The sequence below is a fragment of the Paenibacillus oralis genome (genome assembly GCF_003863965.1).
GTDB lineage: Bacteria > Bacillota > Bacilli > Paenibacillales > Paenibacillaceae > Fontibacillus > Fontibacillus oralis.
Window position 1 is genome coordinate 4,696,172 of sequence record NZ_RRCN01000001.1, and the last position, 19,767, is coordinate 4,715,938.

Genomic DNA, 19,767 nt, shown 5'->3' on the forward strand with positions numbered 1-19,767 from the left:
CATACGATTCAATGCACTAAAGCATCACAGTGTGAGGTGGGAGAGTCGGTCATGATGCTGCGGAGGTAGGAGATGATATTGGCTTTGGGGATTTTGTAAGCTCTGCCGATTCTGAAATGTTTGATTTTGTTTCCTTGCAGGAGCTTATAAGCCGATTTTGTGCTTATGCCGCCGAGCATCTCGCACAGTTGCGGAACATTAACGACATCGGGGTAATTTTGAAACATCAGTTTGAAAAGTTCAGGCGGGCACATTATCCAAGGTCTCCTCTCTTGAAATATTTTATGTAGGAAGAAGGAGGAATGAGGGTAACAGAGAAATCATGTGGAAAATGGAAAAAGTAATGAGAGCCTGTTTCAAGCTGCAGGTGGTAAATCTGCATCATAACTTCGGTCTTCCGAAGCTCCCCCTCATCCGAGCGGGCTACCCCCAATGCGGTGAAGCTGGCCGGGTAGAAGTATCATTATCCCTCACACCGAGTAATCGCGATTCAACCCACCATGGATTGATTTCAGCCGGTAGTTTGTCGCTCGTGTGAGAAACAGTCATGGCGCTACCGCTTCGTCGCTTCCGCTGGTTACGGAGGCCGAGGAATGTACTTGAAATAGGCAGTATGAACTTATCAAGGAACGTAAATAAAGGACGGAAGATCATCAATCTGATCTTCTATATACTTAAATGGGCAACGGGACAAAAAAAGAAACCATTGGTTGATCATGTTTTGAGATAAAATATTAAATTATAGAGAGGAGTTACAGATATGATACATTCTAATTTCAGAAAAAAATTAATAGAACGGCTATATCAACAATTGGCTCGCACATGGAAAGGTTTGTAGAGTGATAGAAGGCTTGAGGGGATGGAATGAGCCCAAAAAAGGTTGAGGGGCCGACTTAACATGCCAATATGAACGTCGGCCGCTTTGAGAGCTTTTCCCAGCCCAACGGTTGTTAAAATCGCAAACCCAACTACCGCCATATCACGGACAAGCAGGTAAACTCCCTGGTGAAGAACAGTATCAATGTTTAATTTCAGACCAAATAATATAATCGCAAACCGCAATAAACGCTTGGCGGAAAATTGAATTCCCGGCCACAATGCCTCCGGGTAACCAAAAAATTGCCGGTAAATCACTGCGATCACAATTGCACAGGCCAGTGGACCGACATGATCGAACATGGGGAATTTCGATAAAGCAAACCCGATTGCGGCAATAACAACGGTGAATGCAATGCCTGATAACCATAAACCCACGGAAGTTTTGTTCTTTGGCTTAGGAAGTTTTTTCTCCATTGCATTCGGAATCTTTGCTTGTTGGCTTTCCATATCATCACCCCAAATTGATTTCACAAGTCCAGTGTCCCCCTTGTTTTATATATAAGGAAAATAATGATATATAATATGAATGATAAGAATGCAATATTTAGTGGATGATTTGGCGTGCCACGCTGGCGGCCCGATTGCCATTAGAGCAAGCTATACATTCGGTGAATATATTTTGCCGGATGTTATTGCCAAGCTGAAAAAAGAGTATCTGCTTATCAGACCATCCATCATCATTCACAACACGAAAGAAATCATTGATTTAGTCATTTCCTATCAATTGGATATTGGGATTATTGAGGGTTGTTTCAACGATTATCAAATACATTCAGAAGTCATTTCGGAAGATAACATGGTAATAGATACTTCACCGCGACATCCATTATTAAAAAAGAATAGGAATTGCGCCTTTCAGACTTAGCGGATGAAACGTGGATTCTTCGGGAAGAAGGTTCCGGTACAAAGCAGGCAGCGGACAATTTCTTTGAAATGTATGAGTTTACTCCGAAAGCTATTATGGAATTCGGTAGTACACAGGTGATCAAGGAGTCGGTTGAGGCAGGCTTGGGGATCAGTCTGCTGTCAAGATGGACAATTGCTAAAGAGTTGGCAGGCGGATACATCGGAATGATCCATGTAGAGGGGCTTCCGTTTAAGCGGAGCTTTTCCATCGTCACTAGGTCGGCATACCTGACAAAAGCCCTAGAGAAGTTTATTGAAACGCTTAAGGAATATTTGAAGTAGTTGAAAGTAGAATTCGTAGTTTCTTATGTTTAGAATGGTCATTCAAGGCCTTGCCCAACTCAGAGATAGAGGATAACGTACAAAAAATCGAGCAGGAGATCGATGAATCCACCGCTCAAGATAAGATCAATACATGTGAAAATATGTTTAATTAGTGGTAACGATTAAGATCAAAACGACGAACTGCCAAAATAAACGAAATTGTCAGCTGCTGCTTACAATCTTCATCAATGATACCGCTTAGCTTAGCATACTTATTTATTACAGGCTCGTAACGCTCTATCAAGACTGCTTCGGCTTCTTTATCTCCTTGTTGTGCAAGAAAAAGTAACTGGGCAGTACTATTCATGTTGTCCCCCCTCTTTTTAGCATGTGCGTAGTGTTCATGAAAGAGGGGGGGGGCACGAGAATCAAATGATTTATTACATTTCAAAATCTCTTTTGAGCTTAGCCCGGATATTAGATTTTATTTTGGAAATGGCTTGTCTACTGACTCCCATATACTGAGCAATCTCTTTGTCTGTTTTATCTTCATAATATTTCAAATATAAAATTTCTTTTTCTTTTTTTGGTAAGTTGCAACTGTCCTAGGATTTGTGTAAGAGATGGGTCATATTGTACTAACATCGTATTGTAAGGGTTTGCCAAAGTGTTAATAGTAACTTCAAAAGTAACAGCATCCATTGTAAGGAGATGCGCAGAATCGCGTTGAAGTTTTTTGACATAATCCCTTTTTGCATGTTGAAGACAGGTTTTGATATAACTGCTAAATGCTTTTTCTATTGAATTTGAAGCTGTATTGCTGGTTCTCATGTTTCACCATCCCCCTCTATATTTAAATGGGGTTAGAAAGAAAAAAGGCAACCATAGGTTCGAAATAGATAATTTCATGACTTTTACAATCTTCAGACTTTGCGATTATTTTCACTATAACATATAGATACTTACTTAGCTAACTATTGATTTTCAAAATAGAACATGTTATTATTTTCACAAATTCAATATGGAGGTTATGTTCATGCTAACTACTTTCAAAGCAACTGCCAAAAAATTACCTAATGGATTGCAGGTTGAGACAAATTCAAGAGGGTTTAAAATCCTTATGGACGAGCCAGAGGATTTTGGAGGAACTAATACTGGTATGAGTCCGGTTGAAGCTCTTTTATGTGCGCTTGGTGCCTGTCAATCCATTGTTGCAGGCGCTTTTGCGGAAGCTAATGAATTTACCTATGAAGAATTTTATGTTGAACTTGAAGGAGACCTAGACCCGGATGGCTTTATGGGATTTGCGGATGTGAGGAATGGATTTCAAGAAATTCGTTTCGTCATGCATTTCAAAACCAACGAAAGCCAAGAAAAGGCAGAGGCTTTTGCAGAATTCATCGAAAAGACATGCCCTGTTGGAGATTGCCTCGCTAACGGTGTGAAGATGGTTAAAGCAGGTGTAGTGAGACATTAAAACGTTCACTTGAAGGGGCTTTTATAAACTGCCCTCAAGTATATAAGGAGCATATTTATGCAAATCAAAATGTCAATGATACCCGGTGGTAAAAAGGGAAAAGCAGGCAGGATAGAGGTAAAGGTTGGCGACAAGGTATCTGCAGGAGATAGCTTGGTACAGATTGAAACCGGAAAAGGGAATCGCTCGATTGAGGCTTTGGAAGATGGAACTATAAGCAAAATATTAATTGAAGAAGGCGACGAGATTTCCTCTAATCAAGTCTTGTTTGAATTGAATGCAATACAGGTCGATACTCCTCCCCAATCCAGGCAACAGCCATCGACTGATATTCAAACTCGTGATACGAACACGGACTTGCTCATTATTGGGGCGGGGCCAGGAGGTTATGTAGCTGCCATTTATGCCGCAAAAAAAGGTTTTCAGGTAATGTTGATTGAAAAAGAGGAATTGGGCGGTACCTGCTTGAATGTTGGCTGTATCCCTACAAAAGCACTGGTCAAATCTTCTGAAGTTTGTCACAGCGTTAAAAATTCCTCATTGTTTGGTATAAAAACAGGAACTGAACTTCAAGTTGATATGAAGCAAATTATTCGGCGTAAAGATGAAGTCAAAGAGAAATTGGTTTCCGGCGTTGGTTTTTTAATGGAAAAAAACAAGGTTCAGGTTGTCCGTGGCCATGCTTCTTTTCTTTCACCGAATGCTGTGAATGTAACAGGCGATGTTAACTACCAGATTTCGGCGAAAAATATTATAGTGGCAACAGGGTCCAAGATTTCCAAAGTGAATATACCAGGAATTGATCTGCCGTTTGTCATGAACAGTACGGAGGCGCTTTCTTGCGAAGAACTGCCAAAAAGCATTACAATTATCGGCGGCGGGGTTATTGGGATGGAATTCGCCTTCATTTACCGCAACTTGGGGGCTGAAGTGCATGTTGTGGAATTTATGGATCGTCTGCTCACTATGCTGGACAGCGACATCTCAGAAGAAATCAAGCATATGGCCCAGCAGGCAGGGATTCATATTCACACCAACTCCAAGGTGTCCAAAATTCAACGTGCTGATGATGGTGAAGCCATTGTAACCTACGTGGATTCAAAGGGCGAGCATTTACTTGTCAGTGAAAAGGTATTGGTTGCTATTGGACGAGAGCCCAACCTTGACGGGCTGGATATTGAAAAAGCGGGCATTCAATTAAATGATAATGGTAAAGGCATTGCCGTTGATAAACAAATGCGTACGAACCTAAAACATGTGTATGCCATTGGAGATGTCACAAACATTATACAACTTGCCCATGTTGCTTCCCACCAAGGCATTACGGCTGTAGATGCCTTGCTCGGTGAGACCAATAGCATGCACTATTCCGCTGTACCCAATGTTATCTTTACTTCTCCCGAGATTGCCAGCGTTGGTTTATTGGAAGATGAATGCAAGCAGCGGGGAATGGAATACAGTATGAGTAAGGTGTCATTTGAAAGTAATGGCAAGGCTTTAACGATGAATGAACCGGAAGGATTTATAAAGCTGATCAAAGATAATAACTCTGGTAAGATCGTCGGAGGGTCCATTATTGGTCCCGATGCATCTTCCCTGATTAGCAGTCTTACTCTTGCGATTGCCAATGGGCTTACCGAGCAGCAGATTACTCAGACGATCTTTGCCCACCCGACTACCGGAGAGGTGATTCATGAGGCGGCGTTTGGGTTAGGAATTGGAGCGTTGCATCAAGCTTGAACTGTAACAAACCATTTGATCGTTGTGAAAAGTTTATTAAGCGGGCACAACAATATTTTGTTATAATAATTTAGAAAAGAGGAGATTAATTTTAGATAGAACAGTTGATTGGTTGGTGTAAGCCGTGTTTAATTTAGATGACTGTATTGCCTTTATTACAAACCGTAGTGCAAAAATATTCGCGGAAGAACTGGAGAAGGATTTTCGGCCGTATAACATGACGAGGAGCCAATGGATTGCGATGTATTATATCTATACTAGCGAATCCATTACCCAGCGCGAACTGGCAAATAAAATGTGTATAAAAGAGCCCAGCGTTGTCAGATTGCTTCAAAAACTAGAATCTGAGGGGTTCTTGAATCGGTCAGGTATCCATACAGATAAGCGGGTCAAACGGTTGGAGTTGTCAGAAAAGGGAGTACAGGTTTATCTAGATTTATTGCCGGTTGCCGAAAAGTTTAAAGACGATACGATAGCTAGTATTTCTGAAGATGATCTTCAAACGTTTAAAAATGTACTGAATATTATGGTTTCAAATGCTTTAAAAGAGCGAGCATAAAGTGATTTACCTAAAAAAGAACTTCCATAAAGATAGGAAGTTCTTTTTTAGGTAATCTGAAACGTTATGTGACAGAAAGCATATTATAATGTTTTAAAAGACGTATATCTTCTTTTGAAATTTTCAATTTATTTACCAATTGATCATCTTCTTTTAAAATATGCCTTGAGAATAACATTTTTACGGCTATAGGCATCATAGGTCTGGAAGAGAGGCCAAAGAAAAGTCCCCACTTGGTGCTGGAATCCAAAAAAGAAGCTAAAATACTAGCAGTTACTTGTTCCAAATAAGTATCTTGGTTTCTCATCACAATATTGGTTAAGACATCAAAATGTTCGATAATTCCATGATAAGTATTCTCGCAATTTTGATAATTATCGTAATCTTTAAAATTCATATACATATAAATGTTATTCCCGCATATTGAAGTAGCCGATTTAGAAGGAACATACTTGCTTTTTTAGACAAAAATTAAGCCTGAAGGTATAGAGGATTTTGTACAAAAAAATGTAAACTTGCTGTTGATTATGGAGAATGGTTTGGAGAAAATTTTGTTGGTTATATTCGCTTAAATTTAGCAACGCACCTTGAATATGTTCAAAAAGCTATTGCAGATATTGCAAGAGAAATTCAAGCACTATAAAAAAACTTATACAGGTAATACCAGACGCGATCGTCTGGTATTATTCATAATCAATTATAGAATGTTTTTATGAAAGTAGATAAAAAATTAATCATTTATTTATGAGACGTAAAAACATTAAAATATATAAAAAGCAGAATCAACCAGAAGACTCCCCCTTTTTCCGAAGGAGTATTAACCGCATGTTATGCGGTGCTTCCGCTTTTAGAGCAAGCGAATGGACAAGTGCCTTTATCAGGATCATGACTGGAGGGAAAGAGTGAAAAAACAGAATGAAGTTGAGGAGATCCGTCGCCCTGTCCCGCATTCTTCGGGCACCAATGCAACTTCGATAACACTTCCGAGAAATACATGTGATTGCTACCATCATATATATGATCCATTACGGTTTCCATATCGTCCTGAGGACCGTCGCGGGCAGCCTTCGGCCACGGTACAAGATTACCGAAAGCTCCAAACTCGGCTGGGCACGACTCGAAATGTAATTGTAACTCCGTCCGCCTATGGAACCGATAACCGCTGCACTTTAGACGCCCTGCTGCAGATGGGTTCCCGTGCACGGGCGGTGGTTGTGGTTGATCAAGATGTAACGAAAGCGGAGCTTTCCTATATGCACGACATCGGTGTAAGAGGAGTCCGGTTCAATATCAGCATGGGAGACCCCAGGATGTTGCGCTAATACAGTCTCTAGCTGAAAGGATAACCGATTTAGGCTGGCACATTCAATTTTGGATGAAAGATGATGATACCGTTAAGATGAGCGAATTACTGAATAGGCTTGCATGTCCAATCGTTTTTGATCATTTGGGCGGGATTCCTCTATCTATCGGAATAAGGCATCCAGCTTTCAAGATCATGCGTAGCTTATTGCAGCGGGGCAAAGCATGGGTAAAACTTTCCGGAGTGTATCATCTTTCCTTGAAAGGCCCGCCTTATTACTCAGATAGCCTTTCTTTAGCCAAAGCTTTTATTGAAACGGCTCCGGAAAATGTTATTTGGGGAAGTGATTGGCCGCATCCCAGCTTGTATTCTGCAGGAAAACCGATGCCTAATGACGCCGAATTGATTGAGTTGTTGGCTAAGCAGGCTTCTAATCAAGACTTATTTCATAAAATTTTGGTTGATAATCCAGCTCGATTATATGATTTTAAATGACTTTGCCGGCGTCGACACAAAACAAAAAGGCTTTCCCCAATGTCTGTGGAAAGCCTTTTTGGTATATTCTAAGCTTTTAGCTGGAAAGCATACTGTCCAAATAATCCAAAGTGGCTTGGCGGTCTCCGCTAATTCTCTTCTCCCGTTCTTCATCCTTCTTTAACTTTTCTTTGGCAGACTGCACGACCTTTGTCTCTATGCTTTGCGGGATGACCAATACACCGTCCGCATCTCCCACAATCATATCTCCGGGATTTACGGATACACCGCCGCAAGAGATCGGAACATTAACCTCTCCCATACCCAACTTCCCGCCTGCCGCAACGGTAGTTCCTCGGCTAAACACCGGATAATCCAGCTGCCGGATTCCAGCGATATCCCGGATAACATCGTCTACCACAATGGCTTGTATTCCCAGCGTTTTAGCCATCCCTACCACAAAATCTCCTGCGATTGCCCTATAGGTATCCCCTTTAGCATCGATCACAAGAACGTCTTCTGGCTTGGCCTCACGTATTCCCTTCAAAACCATGAGATTGTCCCCGAGTGCCTGGGCCGTCTGATCATTGACAATGTGCGGACCTTTCTCGGCCTTGAAACCCGTATGGGATTAGGACGAATACAACGCGGCTGGGAAGGGATTAAAGTGTCGGCCGACGAGGCGATGCAGAAGCTGTTGGAGACGGCGCAGCTAGGGGCGGGCGGCAGGATGGGCCCGGATCATGATGGCCCCGGCATCGCCAAAGCGCAGCTTCCGCCGATTCAGGAGAAACACCGGAAAGCGGTACAATTCATGATCGATTACATTCACAAGCATTATGCCGAGGACCTCACTTTGGAGCAGCTCGCTTCGCAGCTGTATATTTCCAAAAATTATTTGAACCAGCTGTTCAAAAAGGTAACCGGAGAGACTTTTACCAACTATGTCATCCGCGTGCGGATCGAGCGGGCGAAGGCTTTATTACTTGAAGGGAATCACTTGATTTACGAGGTGTCGGAAATGGTCGGTTACCAGAACGTACCTTACTTCAGCACGCTATTTAAAAAGTATTGCAGCGTTAGTCCCAGCGAGATGATGAAGTTTAGATCCTAGAATGCCAGGTCCGCTGATAAATAATGAAAGATTTGAGTTCATTACTCTTCTATACGCTGCCGAAAGTGAATGCTACGATTTAGCTATCACATATTAATATTGTTGGCTGAGTCCGACAAAAGGGGGAAATAAGACATGCGTTGGTTCGTTAAAAAAAGCAGTTTTGTAATCGCTTTAATTGTGCTGGCCGTCGGGATTGCCGCTTGCGGGAATGGCGGGAGCAACCCGGCATCGCCTAATAACGGGGGGAATGCATCCCCACCGGAGTCTTCCGCAACCGATGGAAATGCCGGCGCGGATGCGCCGGTGACGCTGACGATCGCCTGGTGGGGTTCACAGGCCCGGCACGATGCTACGCTGAAGGCGCTCGACCAATACAAGGCGCTGCATCCGAATGTGACTTTCCAGACCCAGTTCTCCGGCTGGGATGGATACTATGATAAGCTTGCGGTACAGTATTCGGCCAAGAAAGCGCCGGATATTATCCAGATGGACGCCGCTTACGTCAATGACTATGCAGGCAGGGGCCTGTTGGGCGATTTAAAGGAGCTCAACGTATCCGATATCGACCCGAAAACCGTGGACAGCAGCAAGGTGAACGACGTATTGTATGCCATTCCGACCGGGGTTGCCGCGCTTGGCATGGTTTACGATAAAACCGTGGTGGAGAAGCTTGGACTTGAAGCGCCGGACTTCGGCTGGACTTGGGATGACTTCTTCGCCTTCGGCGAGGCGGCTAAAGCAAAGCTTGGAGACGATAAGTATGTGTTCGTTGATCAAAGCGCCGACCTGGTCGACTATACCGCCTACCAATACAGCATGGGCAAAGGGTATATCTATGATGCGGACGGCAATCTCAGCATCGACAAGGACACCTGGATCAACTACATGACGAAAATGGGCGAGCTGCGGGATAAGGGCATCCTGACGCCTGCGGATATTACGACGACGGACAAAGAGCTTGATCCGCAGCAGGACAGCGTCATTAACGGCAATGCCGTCGCGCGCCATCTGTTCTCCAACCAGGTCGGCTCGATCGATGCGCTGAAGCCAGGCGCTTTTGGGTTCGCCTCCATGCCGTACGGCTCGGAAGCCGGCGGTTGGCTGAAGCCAAGCATGTTTTGGAGCGTAAACGCCCAATCGCCGCATCAGGCGGAAGCGATCAAGTTCATCGACTGGTTCATCAACGATCAGGAGGCCGGCAAGACGCTTGGTTTGACGCGCGGTACGCCGGTCAGCAAGAAAGTGCTTGAGGCGTTGACTCCAACCTTTAGCGAAGCGGATCAAATTTCGACCGATTTCCTGAACAAAGTGACGCCGGACGCACAGAAATTTATCAACGATCCGCAAGGCTGGGGCAATTTTAAAAATGACTACAAAACCATCGTCGAGGAGTTGCAGTATAAGCAATCCACGCCTGACAAAGCTTATGAGAAATTAATGAAGGTGGCGGAGGAGTACGCGGCTGAAGCGAAATAAGCTCGAAAGTGAAACCGGTCGGCGTTCGCCGGCCGGTTCATTGAAATTTATGGCGGCTATACATCGAAGGGCGCCGGGAGAGGAAACAGATATGAATCCAGTTGCGAAATTGCAAATGAAAGGCGAGACGCCATATGATCTGCGGTTGCCGCTAACACCGCCGATTGTACATGCCTGGCGTATGATTGCCAGAGATCATGAAGCGGTTTTTGGCCGGCCTCCGGCCTTGACGGCAGACGCAGCTGTCGTCATACGATATGCTGGCGACGAGGACGGATGTCCGGAATGGCCCGAAGCTTTTTGCTTCCGGTTCGACACAGGCGGCGACGATCCAGTGTTGCATATTGTCGGCCGGGACGAATTGGGCGTTGTCTACGGCATGCTGCACTTCAGCCGTTGGATCCTGGGCGTTGATCCTTTCTGGTTTTGGGCGGAACTGCCTCCGGTCAGACGCCAGGTTGTGAGCGTTCCCTGCGTAAACTATGACAGTTCGAAGCCCAGAGTACGTTACCGGGGATGGTTCGTCAACGATGAGGTATGCTTGATCGGGTGGAAGGAAGCCTATCCGCCCGGGGAAGAGGTGTGGCTTCCGGTCTTTGAGGCGCTTCTCCGCTGTGGAGGCAACATGGTGATCCCGGGAACGGATTTGCCACGAACCGGCATTCATCACAAGCTGGCAGCCGAAATGGGACTGTGGATCACCCATCACCACGCGGAACCGCTTGGCGCCGAGATGTTCCTGCGGGCCTATCCGGGAAAACAGGCCAGTTATCAGGAGCACCCCGAGTTGTTTGAGCGTCTCTGGGAGGAAGCGATCCAGCGCCAGAAGGACGAGAAGATCGTCTGGGTGCTGTCTTTCCGCGGGCAAGGCGACAAGCCTTTCTGGGAGAACGATCCCCGATTTGATACGCCGGCGAAACGCGGGGAGTTGATCTCGCGCGTCGTCCGTAAACAATATGACATGATTGCCCGGCATGTGGAGAAGCCGATCTGCTGCATGGCGATGTACGGCGAAATTGCGGAGTTGTATAAGGAAGGCCACATTTGTGTTCCCGAGGGGGTCATCAAAGTTTGGGCCGACAACGGTTACGGCAAAATGGTCTCCCGGCGCCATGGCAATCTGAACTTGCGGATCCCGGCGCTGCCCGCTCCGGAAGACGGTGGAGCAAACGGCGTGTATTATCATGTCACGTTCCATGATCTTCAAGCCTCCAATCATCTGACCATGTTCCCTTCCTCGGCGGAATTGATCGCGGAAGAGTTGGAGCGGGCCTTTTCCGCCGGTGCGGGCGAGTATTTGCTGGTCAATTCGGGAAATCTGTTGCAGCATCTCCGGCCGCTTGATCTGGTTTCGGAACTTTGGATGTACGGCAAGGCTGATGCCGGGGAGCAACTGTGCCGTTTTACGGAGCGAATGTATACCTCCTATCAGGCGGACATTGCGCGCTTATACCTGGAATATGCCGAACGCACGATTCCTTACGGACCTAACCCGGACGACCGGGCCGGCGAGGAGTTTTACCATCACCCGACCAGACAAATCATGGGGCACTGGCTGCGCGGGAAGAAGGTTTGTAATGAAAGTCTGATCTGGGCAGCCGGCGGCGGTTCTTTTTCGGAGCAGGTCCGCTGGTTCCGGGACAAGGCGGAGCAAGCCGCTTCGGGCTGGGAGGAACTTAAGCAGCGGTGTTTACGGCTTCTTCAAGTCCTGCCGGCCGCAGAGGCCAAGCGGCTCCGCCATCAATTGCTGGTGCAGATCGAACTGCATCGGAGCGGCTGTCTGGGACTTGCCGCCATATGCAAAGCTTATGCGACATTTGACGCGGGAAACTATCCGCTGAGCTTCGTGCAAGCTTCCGAAGCGGTATGGCATTACCGTGAAAGCGAACGTGCCCTAAGGGAAGCGGAGGAGAGGCAGTGGGAACATTTTTACCGCGCGGATTGGCTGACCAATGTCGCCAATACGCTCGATCAAGCCGAAACTGTACGTAAATTTGTGCGTATCCAGGGGGACAGTCCGGATATGTTCCTATGGTATAAGGAGTTTTTGATGCCCGAAACCGAAAAGCATATTTATCTTGAAAATACGCACCGTAACCCTTTGCCTGATGATGAATTGGCCAAACGAATGAAAGATTTGCTGGCAGAGTAAATATCTGATCGTAATATAATTTATGAATTATAATGCCATATGCAAGGCCGTAAGCTTGGGGACGGATTAAGGACGAATTTCGTCCCCAACTATCCTATACCATCCGATCAGGTCCAAATATGTATGGTAAAAACGGAGGCTGCTCATCTGCACGATGGCGGTTTACGGTATCTCAGAAATCAAAGTAGACGTTATAAACATTCAAGGAAAATTGCAACAATTTTTAAGCAATAAAAAACGTAACAACCGATAACACAATAGAGGTGATTAACATCGCTATGAACGGTCTAAAAGCTTTTGCTCGGAGGTCGCGCAGACTTACATTCAATCCAAGCCCGACCATGGCGGATGTGAGAATAAAGGTCGTCAGATCGGAAACTCCGTTCATAATACCCTGGGAAATAGGAATCGAATGGCCTAAACAGTAACTGCCAAACAGGCTCATTAAAATAAAACCGATAAGAAACCACGGAAATTCAATTTTCGTATCGCTGGTGTTTCCGGATTTTTTACGCTTCATCCAAAATATCAAAATAAAGCACAAAGGAACTAACAACAGTACTCGGCCTAATTTTGCCAGCAGGGCAATCGCCAGTGCATCCTGCCCAGCTGGGGCCCCCGCCAGCGCGACATGCGCAATTTCATGAAGGCTGATCCCACTCCAAATTCCATAATGGATATCTGAAATAGGCAATATAGGTCGAATAAGGGTATAAACAACTGAAAAAACGGTTCCTACTAATGCGATAATGCCAACTCCAATGGCAGTGTCTTCGTCATCAGCTTTCAATATCGGCGATACCGAGGCAATAGCTGCAGCACCGCAGACACCAGTTCCTACTCCAAGAAGCAATGATAATGATGGCTCTGCTTTCAGAATTTTCCCCAGCCAAACGGTTGCCAGTATCGCAAATCCGATGACTGCCATATCACGGATAAGCAGATCCAGCCCTTGGTGAAGAACCGTATCTATGTTTAATTTGAGACCATATAATATAATCGCAAAACGTAAAAAACGCTTGGATGAAAATTGAATCCCTGATCGTAATGCCTCCGGATAACCGAAAAATTGACGGTAAATCACCGCGATCACAATCGCACAGGCCAGTGGGCCAACATGATCGAACCCGGGAACCTTTGATAAAGCAAATCCAATTGCGGCAATAACTACGGTAAAGGCAATACCTGAAAATAACAACCCTACGGAAGCTTTCCTTTTTGGCTTAGGAAGCTTCTCCTCCTTTAAGATCTTTGCACGATGGTTTCCCATATCATCACCCCAAATTAATTTCGCACATCCAGTGTACCTCTGTGTTATCTATAAGGAAAATAATGATATATAATATTGATGATAAGTGAAATTGTATGGATTAAGAAACTAAAATGAGTGGAAGTGTCCAATGTGGATCAATATTTGGAAGTATTTATGAAGGTCGTGGAAAAAGAGAATTTCACGAAAGCCGCAGAGGAACTGCATATGACACAACCAGCCGTCAGCCAACATATTAGAACATTGGAGCGGTTGTTAGGGACTCGATTATTGGAGCGGAACAATAAACACGTGCGAATGAATAAAGCCGGGGAGATTGTCTACCATCATGCAAAAGAAATCCTTGCACTCTATACAAGAATGCAGTATTTAGTGGATGATTTGGCGGGCAATGCCAGCGGCCCGATTGCCATTGGCGCGAGCTATACATTCGGTGAATATATTTTGCCGCATATTATCGCCAAGCTGAAAAAAGACTACCCGCTTATCAGGCCATCCATCATCATTCACAATACGAAAGAAATCATCGACATGGTGAATTCATATCAATTGGATATTGGGATTATTGAGGGTTCTTTCAACGATCATCAATTACACTCAGAAATCGTTTCGGAGGATCATATGGTTATAGTTGCTTCGCCGTCGCATCCTTTATTAAAAAAGGACGGTGAATTGTACCTTTCAGCTTTAACGGATGAAACATGGATTCTTCGGGAGGAGGGCTCCGGTACCAGACAGGCGGCAGATCATTTCTTTGAAATGCATAACTTTATTCCAAAAACGATCATGGAATTCGGAAGTACACAGGTGATCAAGGAGTCCGTTGAGGCCGGATTGGGGATCAGCCTGCTGTCGGGGTGGACAATTGTTAAGGAGCTGAAGAACGGTTACATCGGAATGATCAAAGTAGAGGGGCTTCCTTTTAAACGGGAGTTTACCATCGTCACGAGGTCGGTATACTTGACCAAAGCTTTGAGTACTTTTATTGAAACGCTTAAAGAATATCTGAAGTAGTTTTATTTATGAAGGTTGAGCTATACTGGACTTATCAAGGAGCTTAGATAAGGAGAGAGTCCAAATATGATCGAAATTGATTGTATGGGGGAAGTTTGTCCGGTGCCGGTATTGATGCTTAAGAAGCATCATCAAGCGATTTGCCGCGGCGAAAAGGTGCTGCTGCTTACAGACCATAGCTGTGCGAGAAAATCGATCACGGAATACTGCAAGCAAACCCGTCTGCGTTGCTCGGCTCAAGAAGTGATGAATGGCGTTTGGGAGATTAGCATTGAGTCTTGAGCTATGGGATCTCAGCATAACGTATCAATCAAGGTCTGTTCAATATACTGAACAAGCTGCTTGGTATCGCGCTTACATTTTTGATGATGCTTCTTCACGATATAAACGTCATTGCAAACATGGAGATTACGAATATGGATTGGTTTGAGCTGTTTGTGGTACAGCTCTTTTTTGATGGACATATAGGGCAAAAATGCGGCGCCATGCCCTTTGATCGCAGCCAGCTTCACGGCCTCAATGGAGTCAAGGCTATAAACAATGTTAAGTTTCACATTTTCTGTCAAAGTGTTTGCTAATGATCTTTGAACACAGATAAGCTGGGGTGACCCAATCAGGGAGTACCGGGACAGCTCTTCCAATTGAATTTCATGGGGCGCAGGTTTGGAACTGCTGGAGACGAGCATGACTTGGTCGGAAAACACCTTATACGAGATGATCTCTGACTTGGAAGATGGACCGGAGATAAAGCCAATGTCGCCTTCTTCAAGTAAAATGTGCTCCTCGATGTCCGGGCTGAGCGCTTCGTTTAATGAAATATTGCAATAGGGAAAGTGCTTCTTCACTTCAAATAAAGTGCAGGGCAGCGCATAGCTGCAAACTTCAGGAATCGCGTAAATCGATAGATGTTGAACTTGAGCAGGATTGATTTGTTCGATTTCAGTGAGCATATCCTCATAGAGTTTGCAAATTTGCGCTGCGTATTTCTGGGCAATTTCTCCAGTCTCCGTGAGCCTCGCTCCTTTGTTGCTTCTTTGTAGCAGCTCGGTGCCCAGTGACGTTTCCCAGGATTTTAGTTGTTGGCTAAGCGCGGACTGCGTGATATGCGCTTTCTGCGCTGCTTTGGAAATGCTATTGAGCTTGGCAATATCAAGAAATAATTTAAGCGTTTCCAGATTCATTGAGATGCTCCTTCTTTGTCAAGCTTTGACCACTGTTTATCATAACCTGCCTATAAACAAATCGTTATTAGAAAAACTTATGCAGCATCGAAAATACAGATAACTACAGGCTTTATAATCATGTTACTATTTTCACATAGTTAGTCAACTTCAAAGTTGGAGGTGTTGATGTATGGAACAACAAGCCAGTCCTGCGGTAAAATCCACCCGCACCCGGGCGCCGAGAAAACCCAAGAAGAGTCAGCTGCCGATTGCTCTACTGGCTACGGCTCTCGTCATTGGATTTGGTTTCTATTTGAGTCAGTACAATGACAAGATGGTAGTCTATTTGCTGTTCGGGCTTGCATTTGGCGTAGTGTTGCAAAGAGCGCGGTTTTGCTTCACGGCTTCGATGCGGGATCCGTGGATCACGGGGAGCACATCTGTGACGAGAGCGGTATTAATTGCTTGCTCTCTTGCAACCATCGGCTTCACGGCGATTAAATATTCCGCCTTTGCAGCAGGAAACCCGATTCCAGGCATGGATAACGTCGGGCAGATCAGTTTGGCTTTGATTATCGGCGCCGTTATTTTCGGAATCGGGATGGTCATTGCCGGCGGCTGCGCTTCAGGTACGCTGATGAGGGTCGGGGAAGGTTTTACGATGCAGATGCTCTCTCTGGTATTCTTTGTCATCGGCTCGCTGTGGGGAGCGCATGATATGGGCTGGTGGCGGACAGCGGTGATCAAGGATGCGCCGGCGGTGTTTTTGCCTGATGTGTTTGGTTGGTTGGGAGCCTTGCTGGTTCAGTTTTTAATCATTGTGCTGCTTTATATAGCTTCTGTCAAATGGCAGCAGAAAAAAATGGGCAGCGGGGAATAAGAGTGTCCGTTTGCTTTGAAAGAAAAGTGAAATTATTCACAAAATACTAAGTTAAGGTGGTTGTGAAAATGGCAGAATTTACGTTGGATTGTATGGGTGAGGCTTGTCCGGTGCCGTTGATGAGAACGGAAAAGAAGATGGAGGAGCTTAAGGTAGGCGACGTGCTGGTCGTATCGATTGACCATAGCTGTGCGATGAAGAATGTTCCGGAATGGGCGAGAAAGCAAGGACACAACGTGGAAATTGAAGAGATCGATGACGGCGAGTGGGAGATTGTGATCGAGAAGACGAAATAGCGTTGTCGGTACGATGAAAATGGGGGGAATTAAACGGTGAACGCATTCTGGTTGAAAATATCCTCTAACCGTTTTTACAAGCAATTGTTAAAAGAACCGCTAACCTACGTGACCGGAGCCGTGCTGCTTGCCGTATTGGCGATCGCTCATCTGGCTGTGTTCTCGAAGGGCTGGGGAGTAACGAGCACCTTTGCGGACTGGGGCGCCTGGGTGTATCAACTCGTCGGGGGCAATGTGGACAATTGGGCGTATTTCAGCTCGGAGAAGTCGCAAAAGACACTGGCGGCCGGCTTTTTGAACGATGGCGGATCGATTCGCAATCTGGGCATTATTCTGGGGGCATTGCTGGCTACGCTGTTTGCTTCGGAATTCAAGCTGAAGAAGATTCGTTCGGGGAAGCAAGTGATTGCGGCCATGCTTGGCGGCTTGCTGATGGGTTACGGAGCAAGACTTGCTAACGGCTGTAATATCGGGGCATTATTTACCTCGATTTCTTCGCTGTCGCTCTCCGGCTGGATCTTCTGGTTGTTCTTGATGGTAGGAGCTTTTATCGGCAGTAAATTGTTGGCTAAGTTTTTCATGTAGAGGGTGGGGATCGAGCAAATGGAGAAGAGAACCGAGCAGTATGATGTCGTTATTATTGGCGGCGGCGCGGCGGGGTTAACGGCGGGAATTTACTGCGGTCGTGCTAAACTCAAGACACTGATTCTGGAAAAAACGCTGGTTGGCGGTCTTGCCACGTATACGAATGAGATCGAAAATTACCCCGGGTTTCCTGAGGGGGCGACAGGAACGGAATTGATGGGCTTGTTCCATAAACAGGCGAAAAAGTTTGGCGTGGATTTCAAAATGACCGATGTCAAAGCGGTTTCTTTGACGGACGAGATAAAGGTGGTTGAAACGTTCCGGATTCGTTATGAAGCCAAGGCCGTGATCATTGCCAGCGGGGGGAAACCCAGGCTGACCGGCGCAAAGAATGAGGAAAAGTACTTATATGATAAAGGAATTTCCTTCTGTGCGACCTGTGATGCAGCTGCAAATACGGGCAAAACGGTGATGGTGATCGGCAGCGGAGATGCGGCCATTGAAGAAGGAATGTTCCTGACGAAATTTGCCGATAAAGTGATCGTATCGGTGATGCACGACCATGGAAAAATGGATTGCAATGAGATTGCCAAAAATCAGGCTCTCGACAATCCCAAGATGGAATTTCTGTGGAACACAACGGTCGACTCTTTTGAAGGGGAAGAACGGCTGGAGGCCGTAGTGCTCAAAAATCTGAAAACCGGCGAGCTGCAGTCGGTCAGAGTGGACACTTGCTTTCTGTTCATTGGATATCTCCCGAATACGGAAATATTTACCGATACGGTCACGCTGAATCGAAGCGGTTATGTGCGCGTCAATGAGAAGATGGAGACGAATTTGCCCGGAGTATTCGCCGCGGGCGATGTATGCGACAAATTTCTGAAACAGGTCGCTACGGCGGTGGGGGACGGTGCAATAGCGGGTTATGGTGCAGAGAAGTATATTTCGGAATGCGAAATTTATGAAAATCAAATATTAAATCACGGCAAGCCCTCGGTCGTTTATGTATGGAATGCTACCGAGCCGAAGTGCCGCGAGCTGCTGCCGCTGATCGAGAAGTTTGAGCAGATTCATGCCGCGCGCCTAAGGGTAACCAAGGTGGATGTCTATAAATCGCCCGGATTGGCTGGCAAGCTGGGTATAGACATTGTACCGGCTATCGCTTACTTCAACGGCGGGAAAATACAGGGAATCATGACTGAGAATATTGACGAAGAGCATTTGAACCGTTTGCTGCCTTAGCATTTCTGAGCATGATCTTCAAACGTTTAAAAAATATACTGAATATCATGGTTTCAAATGCTTTAAAAGAGCGAACATAAAGTGATTGACCTAAAAAAGAACTTCCATAGAATAGGGAGTTCTTTTTTTAGGTCATTTGAAATGTTATGTGACGGAAAGCATATTATAATGTTTTAAAAGACGTATATCTTCTTTTGAAACTTTCAATTTATCTACTAATTCATCATCTTCTTTCAAAATATGTCTTGAGAATAACATTTTTACGGCTATAGGCATCATAGGTCTGGAAGAGAGGCCAAAGAAAAGTCCCCATTTGGTGCTGGAGTCCAAAAAAGAAGCTAAAATACTGGCGGTTACTTGTTCCATATACGTATCTTGGTTTCTCATCACAATATTGGTTAAGGCATCATAATGTTCGATAATGCCATGATAAGTATTCTCGCAATTTTGATAATTATCGTAATCTTTAAAATTCATATACATATAAATGTTATTTCCGGTCTCTGACTCAGTTGGAATAATATCAAATACGCACTTCATTATTTTATTTGCCCGTCCATCATATAAATAAGAATAAAATTGGTTTATTCCGGAGAAGAAAGCGGGATTAAATATTTTTCGTTTTGTCGGATCGTTTTCTCTTTCAAAATACAGCAGTTGATTAACGTGGACATGAAGTACATCGGCTATTTCGTATAAAGTGACTATATCAATAGCAATTTCTCCTCTTTCATATTTCGATACAGTAGCTTTACTTTTACAAAGAGCCTTTGATATATCGGCTAATGTCATCCCCTTTTTTTTACGGAAGGTTCTTATTTTATCTCCAATTTCGCGATCTATATCAGCCATACAAATCATTCTCCCCATAAAGTTTCATATAAATTGAAAAAATCATTAATTTTAGCGCTTTCATTTATAAAAAAAATTATAACATGTAACAACACCAAAAATCTATTCTGAATAGATT

At 44.9% G+C, this 19,767-nt stretch carries 23 protein-coding genes and 2 pseudogenes; 15 read left to right on the plus strand and 10 right to left on the minus strand.

Annotated elements, in window-relative coordinates; genetic code table 11:
- Positions 1–8 precede the first annotated feature (8 nt).
- Positions 9–254 carry a helix-turn-helix domain-containing protein gene (locus EHV15_RS20880; RefSeq protein ID WP_128632897.1) on the minus strand — a complete coding sequence of 82 codons (246 nt, stop codon included), beginning with the start codon at positions 252–254 and terminating at the stop codon, positions 9–11.
- A 550-nt stretch (positions 255–804) separates the two neighbouring features.
- Positions 805–1,350, minus strand: a complete 546-nt coding sequence (locus EHV15_RS20885; protein ID WP_425464438.1) for a putative sulfate exporter family transporter — start codon at positions 1,348–1,350, stop codon at positions 805–807.
- 76 nt (positions 1,351–1,426) lie between these two features.
- Here EHV15_RS20885 and EHV15_RS37930 point away from each other — a divergent pair, with 76 nt between their 5' ends.
- Both EHV15_RS37930 and EHV15_RS37935 read left to right on the plus strand, forming a co-directional pair.
- A complete protein-coding gene (locus EHV15_RS37930; protein ID WP_178075915.1) occupies positions 1,427–1,744 on the plus strand; it encodes a LysR substrate-binding domain-containing protein in 318 nt (105 codons plus the stop codon).
- Positions 1,726–2,067, plus strand: a complete 342-nt coding sequence (locus EHV15_RS37935; protein WP_128632899.1) for a LysR substrate-binding domain-containing protein — start codon at positions 1,726–1,728, stop codon at positions 2,065–2,067. Before EHV15_RS37930 ends, EHV15_RS37935 begins: the two co-directional genes overlap by 19 nt.
- Positions 2,068–2,218: 151 nt before the next feature.
- On the opposite strand, the gene EHV15_RS20900 is transcribed toward EHV15_RS37935, so the two are convergent.
- From EHV15_RS20900 to EHV15_RS20905, 3 genes are all read right to left on the minus strand, one after another.
- Positions 2,219–2,416: a helix-turn-helix domain-containing protein gene (locus EHV15_RS20900; RefSeq protein WP_128632900.1), complete on the minus strand. Its 198-nt coding sequence runs from the start codon at positions 2,414–2,416 to the stop codon at positions 2,219–2,221.
- Between the two features lie 73 nt (positions 2,417–2,489).
- Complete coding sequence (locus EHV15_RS37485; protein WP_246061714.1) at positions 2,490–2,612, minus strand: sigma factor-like helix-turn-helix DNA-binding protein; 123 nt, start codon at positions 2,610–2,612, stop codon at positions 2,490–2,492.
- Positions 2,599–2,880, minus strand: coding sequence for a hypothetical protein (locus EHV15_RS20905; RefSeq protein WP_246061715.1), 282 nt, complete (start codon positions 2,878–2,880; stop codon positions 2,599–2,601). The genes EHV15_RS37485 and EHV15_RS20905 overlap by 14 nt, the downstream gene beginning before the upstream one ends.
- Before the next feature lie 205 nt (positions 2,881–3,085).
- On the opposite strand from EHV15_RS20905, the gene EHV15_RS20910 reads away from it, so the two are divergent.
- The 3 genes from EHV15_RS20910 to EHV15_RS20920 all read left to right on the plus strand — a co-directional run bounded on the left by EHV15_RS20910 (position 3,086) and on the right by EHV15_RS20920 (position 5,825).
- Positions 3,086–3,526, plus strand: coding sequence for an OsmC family protein (locus EHV15_RS20910; protein WP_128632384.1), 441 nt, complete (start codon positions 3,086–3,088; stop codon positions 3,524–3,526).
- Positions 3,527–3,583: 57 nt separating this feature from the next.
- A complete protein-coding gene (lpdA, locus tag EHV15_RS20915; RefSeq protein WP_128632901.1) occupies positions 3,584–5,266 on the plus strand; it encodes a dihydrolipoyl dehydrogenase in 1,683 nt (560 codons plus the stop codon).
- A gap of 217 nt (positions 5,267–5,483) precedes the next feature.
- Positions 5,484–5,825 carry a MarR family winged helix-turn-helix transcriptional regulator gene (locus tag EHV15_RS20920; protein ID WP_281281725.1) on the plus strand — a complete coding sequence of 114 codons (342 nt, stop codon included), beginning with the start codon at positions 5,484–5,486 and terminating at the stop codon, positions 5,823–5,825.
- A 64-nt stretch (positions 5,826–5,889) separates the two neighbouring features.
- On the opposite strand, the gene EHV15_RS20925 is transcribed toward EHV15_RS20920, so the two are convergent.
- Positions 5,890–6,228, minus strand: a complete 339-nt coding sequence (locus tag EHV15_RS20925; RefSeq protein ID WP_128632903.1) for a hypothetical protein — start codon at positions 6,226–6,228, stop codon at positions 5,890–5,892.
- Positions 6,229–6,685: 457 nt separating this feature from the next.
- Between EHV15_RS20925 and EHV15_RS37490 the strand changes: the two are divergent.
- Positions 6,686–7,623 (plus strand): annotated as a pseudogene (locus tag EHV15_RS37490) (amidohydrolase family protein).
- Between the two features lie 76 nt (positions 7,624–7,699).
- On the opposite strand, the pseudogene EHV15_RS20940 reads toward EHV15_RS37490, so the two are convergent.
- Positions 7,700–8,170: pseudogene (locus tag EHV15_RS20940) on the minus strand (RraA family protein); the annotation flags it as partial.
- Positions 8,171–8,269: 99 nt separating this feature from the next.
- Between EHV15_RS20940 and EHV15_RS20945 the strand changes: the two are divergent.
- From EHV15_RS20945 to EHV15_RS20955, 3 genes are all read left to right on the plus strand, one after another.
- The gene (locus EHV15_RS20945) at positions 8,270–8,716 is read left to right on the plus strand and encodes a helix-turn-helix transcriptional regulator (protein ID WP_342774025.1); all 447 of its coding nucleotides are present in this window, start codon (positions 8,270–8,272) and stop codon (positions 8,714–8,716) included.
- A gap of 135 nt (positions 8,717–8,851) precedes the next feature.
- Positions 8,852–10,195 (plus strand): ABC transporter substrate-binding protein, encoded by a 1,344-nt coding sequence (locus EHV15_RS20950; protein WP_128632908.1) that lies wholly within the window; start codon positions 8,852–8,854, stop codon positions 10,193–10,195.
- A 91-nt stretch (positions 10,196–10,286) separates the two neighbouring features.
- On the plus strand, positions 10,287–12,347 hold the full coding sequence (locus EHV15_RS20955; protein ID WP_178075917.1) for a glycosyl hydrolase 115 family protein: 2,061 nt from the start codon (positions 10,287–10,289) through the stop codon (positions 12,345–12,347).
- Positions 12,348–12,570: 223 nt separating this feature from the next.
- On the opposite strand, the gene EHV15_RS20960 is transcribed toward EHV15_RS20955, so the two are convergent.
- On the minus strand, positions 12,571–13,617 hold the full coding sequence (locus EHV15_RS20960; protein ID WP_128632909.1) for a YeiH family protein: 1,047 nt from the start codon (positions 13,615–13,617) through the stop codon (positions 12,571–12,573).
- Between the two features lie 132 nt (positions 13,618–13,749).
- Between EHV15_RS20960 and EHV15_RS20965 the strand changes: the two genes are divergently transcribed.
- On the plus strand, positions 13,750–14,631 hold the full coding sequence (locus EHV15_RS20965; RefSeq protein ID WP_128632910.1) for a LysR family transcriptional regulator: 882 nt from the start codon (positions 13,750–13,752) through the stop codon (positions 14,629–14,631).
- Positions 14,632–14,697: 66 nt separating this feature from the next.
- Positions 14,698–14,913: a sulfurtransferase TusA family protein gene (locus EHV15_RS20970; protein WP_128632911.1), complete on the plus strand. Its 216-nt coding sequence runs from the start codon at positions 14,698–14,700 to the stop codon at positions 14,911–14,913.
- 11 nt (positions 14,914–14,924) lie between these two features.
- Here the strand turns inward: EHV15_RS20970 and EHV15_RS20975 are convergent, their stop codons facing one another.
- Complete coding sequence (locus EHV15_RS20975) at positions 14,925–15,812, minus strand: LysR family transcriptional regulator (RefSeq protein ID WP_128632912.1); 888 nt, start codon at positions 15,810–15,812, stop codon at positions 14,925–14,927.
- Positions 15,813–15,984: 172 nt separating this feature from the next.
- On the opposite strand from EHV15_RS20975, the gene EHV15_RS20980 reads away from it, so the two are divergent.
- The 4 genes from EHV15_RS20980 (at position 15,985) to EHV15_RS20995 (ending at position 18,797) form a co-directional block, all read left to right on the plus strand.
- Positions 15,985–16,674, plus strand: coding sequence for a YeeE/YedE thiosulfate transporter family protein (locus EHV15_RS20980; protein ID WP_128632913.1), 690 nt, complete (start codon positions 15,985–15,987; stop codon positions 16,672–16,674).
- A gap of 68 nt (positions 16,675–16,742) precedes the next feature.
- Positions 16,743–16,970: a sulfurtransferase TusA family protein gene (locus EHV15_RS20985; protein ID WP_128632914.1), complete on the plus strand. Its 228-nt coding sequence runs from the start codon at positions 16,743–16,745 to the stop codon at positions 16,968–16,970.
- A gap of 36 nt (positions 16,971–17,006) precedes the next feature.
- Positions 17,007–17,555, plus strand: coding sequence for a YeeE/YedE thiosulfate transporter family protein (locus EHV15_RS20990; RefSeq protein ID WP_178075918.1), 549 nt, complete (start codon positions 17,007–17,009; stop codon positions 17,553–17,555).
- Between the two features lie 18 nt (positions 17,556–17,573).
- On the plus strand, positions 17,574–18,797 hold the full coding sequence (locus tag EHV15_RS20995) for an FAD-dependent oxidoreductase (RefSeq protein ID WP_128632915.1): 1,224 nt from the start codon (positions 17,574–17,576) through the stop codon (positions 18,795–18,797).
- A 144-nt stretch (positions 18,798–18,941) separates the two neighbouring features.
- On the opposite strand, the gene EHV15_RS21000 is transcribed toward EHV15_RS20995, so the two are convergent.
- The gene (locus EHV15_RS21000) at positions 18,942–19,649 is read right to left on the minus strand and encodes a helix-turn-helix domain-containing protein (protein ID WP_128632916.1); all 708 of its coding nucleotides are present in this window, start codon (positions 19,647–19,649) and stop codon (positions 18,942–18,944) included.
- Positions 19,650–19,767: the final 118 nt, after the last annotated feature.